Below are 11,880 nucleotides of genomic sequence, written 5' to 3' on the forward strand. Positions count from 1 at the left end.
TTCAAATGTGATGGCGATTCCGTAGTACGCGCTTATTACGGCAGGACTTCCGCAAACCTTTTTGCGTGATCCCGCAATTATGGAGTATGAAGAGTGAGTTTTGAATGATCTTGAATATATGAAAAGAGGTATTTGTCATGATGGACCCAACAGGGACCTCGACAAATACCTCTTTTTGTTTCGTCTTTTATTTTCTATGCAAAGCGACATAGTGCAAAGTAATTGGGAAGTAGATTTTATAAAACTATTCGTACATCCGTCGTTCAAGTTCAGAATAGGCAATCGCAGGATCATCACTGGAATTATCAATATAAGCGACGGATGCAGAAGGGAGGGGCCAGGCTATTTCTTTACGGACGAGAGAAGCTGTGAAGGCATCCCAGTTGGCTAACTTCCATTCATCTAGTGGGGATTGTCTTGCTGTGATCCGCTTGTGATACAACGCTTCATTCTCTAGATAAATATAGGCAACACGCACATCCGTATCATCCAGGGTATGTCCAATTCGTGCAAGTTCCTGCTTGATCCAATCCGGGGTACCGATTTCCTTGGTAAATGGCCCCACAACGATCGTATCGATACCCAACTGAACGTTATCCAGAGCAGCATCCATCGTAATGCGGTACCCAAGATCACGGCATAACCTTTTGTATTCAGGCGAATCTCGGTCGGATGGATCAAGTCCCTGGAGGGTCATGATCGCCTCAGCCGCGGGACGAAGCAGAATATCCATATCGAAGAAAGCCGCTTTATGTTTACGGGAAAGGGCTTTGGCAAGTGTAGTCTTGCCACTTCCGGCCCCGCCGAGAAAGAAAATCAATTTGCTCATGAATGTAATGCCTCCTTAGTATGGTGCAAGTGCGTGTAAGATGTGAGCTAATATCATTTGCTTATTTTAGCACAATCCATAACAATCTCACTTCATCACCTGCGAAGGAAACCAGATATGACGCAGGTTCGCCCAGCCCTGGCTGTTGAAAGATATACCACGTACCGAAGGCAGATAAGCGGTTTCTACCGGTTTTTCGGATAAATGGAACAGTAAATTCTGACCAACCAAAAATTGCTCAATGCGGTCTAATTCACGAGTTCGATCCGCAGCGATGGGAGAGGCTACGATGGTTTGCAAGATCTCATGGATCGTTATACGAGTAGAATCTTCCAGATGCTCAGATAACGTAGAGTAGAGATCATACCTTCGCAGTTCTTCGTCCCTGTCCCGAATGAGAGAGAAGAGAATCAGATCAGACTCCAGCCGCAGATTTCCTTTGAACTGCTCCATCGTAGCAGTACGGACAGTACAGGAGAAACCGCACTGCTCCAGTATGGACGCCAGATGTTGGGCATCCCTGCGATATTGTGGGATGGTTGCAATGTGCAGGGAGACGGGACTGGAGGATACGGAACTCATCGATATATCGCTAAATCCCTCCGAGTGGACTTGGACTTTCTTGGTATTCACGGCACTAAAATCAGTCTCCACGACCTCAGAGTTATCTCCACGTCCGTCATCTCTATACATTCCAGCAAGGCATGACTGAAGGTGTGCTCTTACTTCCGGATCGTTTAACGGTCCGGTTTTTTGCGTATTACACGTGAGTAATTTATGAACCATCACCCCTGCACTAATCTGTGTCCAGTCTGCACCCGCAGACGAAGACGGATTATGAACAAGATGAAAGAACGGAGTTTCGATATCTTGGCTATCATCCATTTTTGCCGAGGCACTCCACGGAATTTGCAGGATATCTACCCGGTCCATATGGGCTCTACCCTGAAAATACGATGAAAAGGCTTCAAGTCTGCACAAGTGATCATCCCAGGCGGTGACCTTGAACGGTCCCGTCCCAACAGGTTTTTGCATCCCATGCACATCACTCGAATGCTTCATCTTATGTTCGTTTGTTCCTGATGAGGGTACAATCGCCGCACGACTTGTTGTCAGGAAGGACAAAAACAATTCATGAGGATTTTTAAGCTGGAAACACACGGTTAAGGAATCGACCGCTTCAATAGATAGAATCTGTTTACTTACATCACGGTACAGTGTCCGGCGATCTGTAGATTGCAGCCGTTCAAACGTATGAACAATATCATGGGCCGTCAACAACTGACCATCGTGAAATGTAATACCTTTTCGCAAATAAAAGATCCAGGTCTTTCGGTCTGCACTGACATCCCAGGTATGAGCGAGACATGGGAGAATCTCTCCCTGTTCGCCCCGCTGAACCAACCCGTCAAAGACATGGCTGGTAACAAAGGATTCAGCTAATAGATTAATGTACAGCGGATCAAGCGCATGAAGCTGTTGGCGCAGGGGCAACCGAAGCGTATCAATCTGCTCATTATTGGTGCCGGCTTCCGTATGATGTCCTGAATACCCAAGCAACCACTGGTTTAGATGATCCTGCATGATTGTTGAACTGGAGAATGCGCTCACCTGCTCGGCAGCTTCCTGCAATTCCCGGCGATTCATGGCCTGCATCATATATTCTGCGGCGATTTGATCAGCCGGAACAAGCAAGGTAAGTGAAGAACGCCGACCCCTGCCACGCTGGGAAACCCAATGAACCCAGTCATGGGCAACCATCTTTTTGACAATCGTTAACGTATTGCGATGTGTACAATTTAGCAACTCAGCGAGATCGGCGAGTGTAAGTTCATGTTCTGTGTGGTGGCCGTAATGGCGATGCAACAGCAGATATTGCTGATGTAATTTCAAGTGTTGATTCCCTCCTGGAGGTGAACTCTGACGTATTCCTCTAAAATAAGAAGTTTTGTCGAATTTAATTTCTATTTATATTCCTATTTTATCATCTAGAATATAGCATAGAAAGGTTAATGGAGGTTTTTCCCATGATTGATAAAATAATGGCTTCACCGCAACGCGCTCTAATCACGCTACTGTCTGCTTGGATGCTGGCAATCATTCACCAGTATTTATTCTATGGTAATGAGATTGGCGTATCGTATCCTATCTTTGTAATTCTCTTTTATGTGTTCATGTATCTGTTTGCACGGGATCGCATGAGGTCTTTCAAGTTCATTGATGCTTTTGTGGCGGCTGTAGTGCTATTGTTGTCGCTAACGTTCCTGTTATACGACAATGAACTGCTGTATGTTCTTAATTTTCTGGTCATACCTGGCGTAGTTATCTTACATATGACGTATCTGATGGGCAGAAAACAGAAGCAATGGTGGGAGATCGGTTTGATTGGTACGGCGATTGACCACTTGCTGCCTCAAGCCATACGTCATTGGGGGACTGTTGCTGCTATTGCTGTGAGAGCAGGCGGGCGTGGCATGGGCAAATCCCAGAAAACAGTTGTTTTCAAAGTGCTCATTGGTCTTGTGGCGTCCTTGCCTATCCTCATTGTAGTCGTTGCATTATTGTCCTCTGCTGACGGGGTCTTTGATCAGTATTTAGCCGGTTTTCCGGAGTGGCTGAATCAGTTGGCTTTTACTCCAGGGATACCAAGAATCATCTGGATTGTCATCGCAGGTGTATTACTGTTCGGTTATGTATGGGGATTTGTACAGCCAATGCAATATGAGGCAGAGAAGAGAGCGAACGCACATTGGAAAAATGGAGCAGCATCCACGGTTGATAAGCGTGATCACACCTATATATTCTCTCCTGTGGGCCCGGCCACTGAAGGTCAGGTTACCAATAAGATTACCCCCGAGCCCGAACGCACTCCGGTTCAGCGGGAACCATTCAGATTGGACCCCATCATTGTGGGGACGATGCTGATTGTCATTAACTGTGTGTACGTTTTGTTTGTACTTGTACAGTTTTCGTATCTGTTTGGTGCAGGAGAGGGGCATCTTCCGGTAGATCTGTCTTACGCAGATTATGCGAGAAGTGGATTCGCAGAGTTAATTCTCGTCACAGGTATTAACTTCTTTATTCTTATTGTTGCTTTGCAGTATACCCGTTCGAGTGGCAAAGCGGGTTCCATCGTGCATCAGGTACTTCTCTTGATTCTGGTCAGTTGTTCAGCAATTATGTTGTATTCCGCGTTTATGCGCTTAAATCTGTATGAGCAGGCATATGGATATACGTACATCCGCTTCCTGGTACACGCATTCATGATCTTCCTCGCACTCCTGTTGCTGATTGCTGGCCTTCGTATACGGTACACATCAATACCGCTGATCCGCTGGTATATCGTGCTGGCGCTCACAGCTTATGTTGCAGTCAACTATGTGGGCATGGATAAACGGATTGCCGAGCTGAACATAGAACGTTATCATCAGACTGGCAATATTGATGCAACCTATCTGGCAAGTCTGTCGGCAGATGCAGTTCCGTTACTTCGAGAGTTTGCTCAGGAGGAGTATCTGGATCTTAAGAGGGAAATGCTGGAACGTCAAGCCTACCTGGACGGAGATGCATCAGATCGTTCATGGCCTTCTTATAACGTGGCGAGACACCGAGCTGAGCTAGAAATGTCCAAATTGAGAACGGAATAGCTGAATAGTAGTTGTTTTCACGTACGGATTTATGCAAAAACAATATGTAAGTGTTATAATATAAAAACTAACCTATAAAGGGGGTGAATCCCTTGTTTGAACTGCAGGAGTTATTACCATATTTATTTTCGATTGGACTCATCTTCACCGTCAGTTATGCCTATATTGCCCATCTTCATTGTGGCATGACAGAGTACTGGATGGAAGGTGGCGCCGGTGGTGGACTTGAACCTGTACTTCCCGCCCTGTGTTTGGACAGACAGCATAGACAGGAAGACTGGAGTCGCATGATTAGACGAAGAGAAGCGCCCGATGAAGATGAACCAGATTGTCATTCCTCGTTGAACGATTGGTCAACAAATCAACGAGGAGGATATATATGGAACATAAGACTAACAAGGGATTCACTTTTAGAACGGGCAAGGGACGGATCTATGGCCTGATTGTCATTTTGTTTGCAGTCATGCTGCTTGCCGGATGCAGCAACAACGTGTCGGAGATTACTTCATCGACACCGGGATTTTTTAATCACTACATTGTATTTCCACTGTCGTATCTGATTCAGCATATTGCCACCATATTTAACGGAAGCTACGGGGTCGCGATTATCGTAATTACGCTGGTCATTCGTTTAGCACTGTTGCCCTTGATGATGCGTCAAGCCAAGTCCCAGCAGGGAACACGAGTCATCATGAACGCCATGAAACCCGAAATGGATGCGCTCAAGAAAAAATATGAAGGCAAAAATGATCCTGCTGATAAGCAAAAGCTGTCTCAGGAAACGATGGAGCTATACAAGAAACATAAGTTCAATCCGCTGAACATTGGTTGCTTGCCGATGCTCATTCAGCTGCCTATACTTTCAGGTATTTACACAGCCATCCGACTTACACCGGAGTTGTCCTCCCACTCGTTCCTGTGGTTCAAACTGGGAGCGCCGGACTATGTACTCGCTGTGGTGGTTGCGGTCATATATCTGATTCAAGCCAAGGTATCACAAGCCAATATGGCGCCTGAGCAGCGAAAACAGTTCGCCATTATGGGTTATCTCTCCCCATTGATGATGGCATTCTTTTCTCTTACAGCTCCGGCAGCGATGCCGCTCTACTGGACAGTTGGGGGGGCATTCCTTGTACTACAGACATTATTGTTCCGCAAAATGTACCCGGTGGAACATCCGCAGGAGCCTGCTACGATTGAGGTGAAAAAGATCAAGTCTGTGCAACATAACAAGTCCAGAAAACACGCCAAGTCACAGTGACTTGGGGCGACATCACAACTACGCTATTTCACCCTATGGAGCAGACACGTCGTCTACTTTATAGGGTGTTTTCGTGAGAGTGGAAACGAGTGATCAAAGAACAATTCTCATCACTCAACAGGTTTTAGTATATAAGGTAAGGGGTTGACATATTTATTCTATAAGGGGTTTTCAGGTCAAGTCCAGTTTGAACATGATGAGGTAGATTTATGGAATAAAAACAAATAAAATTTATTCATTGGATTTATTGACAAAATTTGATGCATCCATTACCATTTTGTTTAAGAGTTTTGGGGAGGAGCGAATCTAGTGTAAATGTTTATCAAAATATAACGATTTTTGTGAATTCATACCACGATAAATTTAATTCATTGGATCTGGAGGAAAATTAGTGGATATTATTATCGGGCTTATACTAGGTATAGTGGAAGGACTTACGGAGTTCGCCCCAGTGTCATCTACAGGTCATTTGATTTTGGTGGGACATTTGCTAGGTTTCGAGGGTACTGTGCGTGCTTCGACATTTGAGATTGTAATCCAACTCGGTTCAATCCTGGCTGTGGCTTTTCTGTTCTGGAAACGAATTCTCAGCATCCTCGGTATCCATGTTGGAGAAGATCGGAAAGCGACAAAGTCTACGGAAAAATTAACACTTATTCATATCATTATTGGTGTTATCCCTTTTGGTGTTGGGGGCGTATTTTTTTACGATTACATAAAAGAGGTTTTGTTCAGTGCTCAAACGGTTGTTGTAACGTTAATCCTTGGCGGGATTCTGATGATTGCAGCCGAAATATTTAAACCAAAAAAGCCGGCTGCAGAAACATTGGATCAAGTCACGTACCGGCAGGCTTTAATCGTAGGTCTGTTCCAGTGCTTTGCACTTGTTCCCGGTTTTTCGAGAATGGGTGCTACGCTATCGGGAGGTTTGCTAGCAGGCATGAGTCACAAAACAGCCTCGGAATTTACGTTTATCATGGCACTTCCTATTATGTTCGGAGCTTCACTGAAGGATTTATACGAGAGCTGGGATTATCTGTCGGTTGATGATCTTCCCTTATTTATTACGGGGTTTGTGACTGCTTTTATTGTAGCCATGATTGCAGTTAAATTTTTCCTGAAGTTGATTAACCGGATTAAACTGATTCCTTTTGCAATCTATCGTTTTGTATTGGCAGCCGCTTTTTGGATCTTTTTGCTAAACTAGAGCATTCTTATTATCTATTACATGTGAATAAATTAACCGTCGCCGGGAGTCTTATCCATGATCAGTGTTTTTATCAACTCACATTGAAAAGGAAAGATTCCCTTTTGCTTTTTTTTTGGAAATAGGTAGTTATCAAGGGAGATTCATCTACTGGGGTGGGAGCGCAAAATATGACACCATTCATCATAAAGCAAAGCATCATGTTTGTCATACTGTATGGAATCCAATTTTTGATCGGTACGATTGTACTCAAATATCAGTTGCGTGTGAATTACGCTCGTAAAATTGTTCATTTCATGTCTTTTATTACACCAATGGCTATTGAATTGATCGTGAGTTCCAGTACAGGATATACCGGGCCCATTTTTATCGTCGGAATGCTGATGAACTGCGTTATTATGCTCATTTATATTAAGCCAATTCGCGAGAAAAGTGTATTGGTTCAACGCATGTTTGCTTCTTTTGATCGTCCGGAAGATCGTCCTCATACTTTGCTGTGGATGAATACGCAATTAATTGCCGGCTACGTCGTTCTGGCACCCTGCTTTCTGTATTTTCAAAGCATAGGTTATGGTACGCTGGCCTTTATTCCCGTTATCATTAATGGACTAGGAGACGGGCTTGCCGAACCGATCGGTATTCGCTTTGGAAAACATAAATATCGTGTTCATGCCTTATTTTCGAAGAAAAAGTTTACGAGAAGTATCGAAGGCAGTTTATGTGTGTTCTTATCCGCAGTATTGATCCTTTTGGTGTTTGCAAGCAGTTTTACAGTTCCACAATTAGTTGTTGCACTGCTGGTTCTTCCTATAGCTGTAACTCTAGCTGAGGCATTCTCACCCCATACTGTAGATACACCGTTTATACTTATCGTTGGTTTTGCGTGTTTGTACATGATCATTTCATTTGTTTAACAAGGAGAACTTCATATGACAACCAGTGAATACAAGGTGATTTCTATTAAATCCAGTTATGAAGCATTCATTAATTATAGCTATATTGTCGTTGATGAAACGACCCGGGAGGCAGCGGTTATTGATCCTTCCTGGGACCTCGAAGCCATTCTGGATTCCCTGGAAGCTGAGCAGGCCAAACTCACACACATCCTGTTGACACATTCCCATACGGATCATGTACATCTTGTGGGGGCATTGCTCGACCGTTTTAATCCTCAGGTTTATATGGGGGGTGCCGAAATTGATTTTTTTAGGTACCACTGTAAGAATTTGAAGCCTGTAAAGGATCGAGATGCCGTTTTAATGGGCAATACACTAATATCCTGTATAAACACCCCAGGACATACGCCGGGCTCTATATGCTATTCATTAACAAATCATATTTTTACAGGAGATACTCTGTTTGCAGAGGGATGTGGCATATGCTCCGAACGCGGAGGGGATCCAGGTGCGATGTATCAGAGTTTGCAAAAAATACGGCAGCAAATACACCCTTCCGTCAGGGTATACCCTGCACATTCATTTGGCATTGAACCGGGTCAGACACTTCAGATGCTGCTTGAGAGAAACATATATTTTAATATTTTCGATGAAGAACAGTTTATTGCTTTCCGGATGAGAAGGAATCAGCCGGATGCCAAAAGCTTTGTGTGAAGGAACAAGAGGAGTGGCATATGAAAGAAAACATTGTTTTTATGTTCTCCGGTCAGGGTTCACAATATCTTCAAGCGGGAAAAGAATTATACCGGAGTTATTCGGTATTTCGCCGATGGATGCAGCAGATGGATCGTTGGGTTCAAGACATCGGCGGCAGATCCATTATACAGGAATTATATGATTCAAATCGGCCTTATTCTGATAGTTTCGAAGAAACTCTAATTACACATCCCGCCATTTATATGCTGGAATATGCGCTTGCAAGGACATTAATGGAGAACGGGGTTATACCCACAACCGTTGTTGGTACCAGTTTGGGGGAGTTCGCTGCAGCGGCTGTATCCAACGTAATAACTCCCAAGGCGGGACTGGAAGCAGTGTATAGACAAGCTGAAATTATACACAGGACTTGTATTCCGGGAGGCATGCTGGCTGTATTGCATAGTCGTGACATCTATGACACTAATCCGGAGCTACATGCGGAGTGTGAGCTTGTTGCTGTGAACTCGTCAAATCATCTAGTCATCTCGGGGGAGTTGAAAGGGCTTACAATAGCGGAGAATTGGCTAAAAGGCGAAGGGATTTCTCATGTCAGACTGTCTGTTACTCATGGCTTCCATTCAGCATGTATCAATCCTGCGGCCAAAGAGTATTTAGCCTATCTGGACAAGCTGTCTTACGATGCACCCCAGATTCCGCTTGTCTCTAGCTTGACCGGACAAGCTGTCACCAAGGTATCAACCGATCATTTTTGGCGAGTTGTCAAGGAACCGATTCTTTTCTCTCAGGCGATATCTCATATACGAGAAGAGAAACCGGATAGTATATTTCTGGATTTGGGGCCTTCGGGTACACTTTCCAGCCTCATAAATCAGATTAGCCACAGGAAGGAACGAACATATATAACCATGACTCCCTTCCATCAGGATGCAAAACATGTGGAAGAGATCATTAGTCGTTACGCCAATTCGAATGAAACTGGAGGGGATGAACCTTTGTGGGCATATGTATTTCCAGGGCAGGGATCACAGAAGTTGGGCATGGGTGAAGGATTATTTGAGCAGTTTCCAGAGTTGACCCGGCAAGCGGATGATATTCTTGGATTTTCCATTCAGGAACTGTGCTTGTACGATCGGTCTCAGCAATTGAGCCTGACAGAATATACGCAGCCGGCTTTGTTTGTTGTTAATGCCATGATGTATCTACATAAAATCAAGGAAACGGGCAGAAAGCCAAGTTTGGTTTCGGGCCACAGTTTGGGAGAATACAATGCGCTTTTTGCCGCAGACGTATTTGATTTTGCTACAGGATTGAAGCTTGTACATAAAAGAGGAGAAATCATGAGCATGGCCCCTAAAGGGGGGATGGCCGCGGTTATCGGTTTAACCGAGAGTGCATTGAAGACAATTCTTCAACGATTTGGACTGTATCAACTGGATATCGCCAATCTGAACTCCCCGACCCAAATTGTTTTGGCAGGGCCTCAAGAAATCATTGATCAGGCCAAACCAATTTTTGAACAAAACGGTGCACAGATGTATATCCCTCTCAGGGTCAGCGGCGCATTTCATTCGCGTTATATGGAAAAATCAGCCAAACAATTCGATCAGCATCTCCAGCGTTATACATTTTCCGCTCCTACGATGACCGTCATCTCAAATTATACAGCCCGACCCTATCGTACAAATGAAATTCATGCCAATTTGGTCCGCCAAATTACACATCCGGTTCGCTGGTCTGAAACGGTACGGGTTCTGATGGGCATGGGCGTAAACACAATAGAAGAGATCGGTCCAGGCAATGTGCTGACTAAGCTGGTTACCAAGATTCAGACAGAGTGCGAACCCATCGTATATCGTCCTGAAGACATGTCTGTCAAACCATTATCGTCAGCAGTCCACCCCGATACTCCAATATCATCCGTTGTACAGCCTGGCAACCAAGAAACTCGACTGGCCGAGTCTCTTGGCTCGAAACCCTTCAAAAAGGACTATAATCTGAAAATGGCCTATTTGACAGGTGCAATGTACAGAGGCATTGCTTCGGCGGAGATGGTTGTTAAAGTGGGGCAATCGGGAATGATGGGCTTTTTGGGCACAGGGGGGTTAAGCCTGAAGCAGATCGAAGAAGGAATCGATTATATACAACACCATTTGCAGGATGGACAGGCATATGGGTTAAATCTTCTTCATCAAATGACACATCCTGAACGTGAAGAAGAACAGGTTAACTTATTACTACGTAAAGGTGTAAATACAGTAGAGGCTTCTGCCTTCATGGGTGTTACTCCGGCATTAATCAAGTACCGTGCCCATGGACTGAAGCGTTCATCAGACGGGCGGGTATCCGCAACCAATCGCATTATTGCAAAAGTATCCAGACCTGAAGTGGCTGAAGCATTTTTAAGCCCCGCTCCGGAATTCATGGTTGAGAAGATGTTGAAGGAAAACAAGATTACATCTGTTCAGGCAGAACTCCTGAAAAAAGTACCCATTGCAGAGGATCTGTGCCTTGAGGCTGATTCGGGTGGACATACAGATGCGGGTGTGGCGTATGTCCTGCTGCCTGCCATGGTTCGTCTTCGCAATACAATGATGGAAAAGTACGGTTATTCGAAAGAAGTCCGCATTGGTGCTGCCGGTGGTATTGGTACACCTGAAGCAGCAGCAGCTGCTTTTTTGCTCGGAGCGGATTTTATCGTAACAGGTTCAATCAATCAATGCACGGTTGAAGCAGCTACTAGTGACGCTGTCAAAGATTTACTACAGGATATGAACATTCACGACACGGAATATGCTCCTGCTGGAGACATGTTTGAGATTGGAGCCAAGGTACAGGTTCTCCGCAAAGGTGTATTTTTCCCCGCCAGAGCGAACAAGCTCTATGATTTGTACCGGCAGCATGATTCTTTAAATGACATTAGTGAAAAAAACAAACAGCAGCTGGAAAACAAATATTTCAAAAAAACCTTTGAAGAAGTATATCGCCAGGTCGTTCAGTATAGATCTCCGGAGGAAATACAAAAAGCCGAACAGAATCCCAAATACAAAATGGCATTGGTATTCAAGTGGTATTTTGCCCACAGTACGATGCTTGCAATGGAAGGAACAGCAGGTCATCAGGTCGATTATCAAATCCACTGTGGTCCTGCCTTGGGAGCTTTTAATCAATGGGTGAAAGGCACACCGCTGGAGGACTGGAGAAACCGCCGCGTAGCTGAAGTGGGCATAAAGTTAATGGAAGATACGGTTTTGGTTATGCAAGAGCGCCTGAAACAATTGGCTATGGCCGTTGAGATGAACTAACTTTTAGCATTGTGGGGA

General features: G+C 44.6%; 9 protein-coding genes. 7 read left to right on the forward strand and 2 right to left on the reverse strand.

The window, feature by feature from the left end:
* Positions 1–244: 244 nt before the first annotated feature.
* Positions 245–829 carry a P-loop nucleotide/nucleoside kinase family protein gene (locus tag AC4E8D_RS13385; protein ID WP_221824849.1) on the reverse strand — a complete coding sequence of 195 codons (585 nt, stop codon included), beginning with the start codon at positions 827–829 and terminating at the stop codon, positions 245–247.
* Between the two features lie 87 nt (positions 830–916).
* On the reverse strand, positions 917–2,722 hold the full coding sequence (locus AC4E8D_RS13390; RefSeq protein WP_221824847.1) for an ABC transporter substrate-binding protein: 1,806 nt from the start codon (positions 2,720–2,722) through the stop codon (positions 917–919).
* A gap of 134 nt (positions 2,723–2,856) precedes the next feature.
* Between AC4E8D_RS13390 and AC4E8D_RS13395 the strand changes: the two genes are divergently transcribed.
* The 7 genes from AC4E8D_RS13395 to fabD all read left to right on the forward strand — a co-directional run bounded on the left by AC4E8D_RS13395 (position 2,857) and on the right by fabD (position 11,862).
* On the forward strand, positions 2,857–4,476 hold the full coding sequence (locus AC4E8D_RS13395) for a DUF4153 domain-containing protein (protein WP_490206313.1): 1,620 nt from the start codon (positions 2,857–2,859) through the stop codon (positions 4,474–4,476).
* A gap of 92 nt (positions 4,477–4,568) precedes the next feature.
* On the forward strand, positions 4,569–4,919 hold the full coding sequence (locus AC4E8D_RS13400) for a hypothetical protein (RefSeq protein ID WP_490206314.1): 351 nt from the start codon (positions 4,569–4,571) through the stop codon (positions 4,917–4,919).
* The gene (yidC, locus tag AC4E8D_RS13405; RefSeq protein WP_490206315.1) at positions 4,856–5,737 is read left to right on the forward strand and encodes a membrane protein insertase YidC; all 882 of its coding nucleotides are present in this window, start codon (positions 4,856–4,858) and stop codon (positions 5,735–5,737) included. Before AC4E8D_RS13400 ends, yidC begins: the two co-directional genes overlap by 64 nt.
* Before the next feature lie 370 nt (positions 5,738–6,107).
* Complete coding sequence (gene bacA, locus AC4E8D_RS13410; RefSeq protein ID WP_256704411.1) at positions 6,108–6,944, forward strand: undecaprenyl-diphosphate phosphatase; 837 nt, start codon at positions 6,108–6,110, stop codon at positions 6,942–6,944.
* Positions 6,945–7,114: 170 nt separating this feature from the next.
* Positions 7,115–7,858, forward strand: a complete 744-nt coding sequence (locus tag AC4E8D_RS13415; protein ID WP_221824842.1) for a diacylglycerol/polyprenol kinase family protein — start codon at positions 7,115–7,117, stop codon at positions 7,856–7,858.
* A 15-nt stretch (positions 7,859–7,873) separates the two neighbouring features.
* Positions 7,874–8,554, forward strand: a complete 681-nt coding sequence (locus AC4E8D_RS13420; RefSeq protein WP_076217160.1) for an MBL fold metallo-hydrolase — start codon at positions 7,874–7,876, stop codon at positions 8,552–8,554.
* A gap of 20 nt (positions 8,555–8,574) precedes the next feature.
* Complete coding sequence (fabD, locus tag AC4E8D_RS13425) at positions 8,575–11,862, forward strand: ACP S-malonyltransferase (protein WP_221824840.1); 3,288 nt, start codon at positions 8,575–8,577, stop codon at positions 11,860–11,862.
* The last annotated feature ends 18 nt before the right edge of the window (positions 11,863–11,880 follow it).

Source organism: Paenibacillus sp. SRL342, from assembly GCF_984798905.1.

Bases quoted from the DNA above. Each gene is read 5' to 3' on its own strand.
- AC4E8D_RS13385 (WP_221824849.1), bottom strand. From the start codon at position 829: ATGAGCAAATTGATTTTCTTTCTCGGCGGGGCCGGAAGTGGCAAGACT.
- AC4E8D_RS13395 (WP_490206313.1), top strand. From the start codon at position 2,857: ATGATTGATAAAATAATGGCTTCACCGCAACGCGCTCTAATCACGCTA.
- yidC (WP_490206315.1), top strand. From the start codon at position 4,856: ATGGAACATAAGACTAACAAGGGATTCACTTTTAGAACGGGCAAGGGA.
- AC4E8D_RS13415 (WP_221824842.1), top strand. From the start codon at position 7,115: ATGACACCATTCATCATAAAGCAAAGCATCATGTTTGTCATACTGTAT.
- AC4E8D_RS13420 (WP_076217160.1), top strand. From the start codon at position 7,874: ATGACAACCAGTGAATACAAGGTGATTTCTATTAAATCCAGTTATGAA.
- fabD (WP_221824840.1), top strand. From the start codon at position 8,575: ATGAAAGAAAACATTGTTTTTATGTTCTCCGGTCAGGGTTCACAATAT.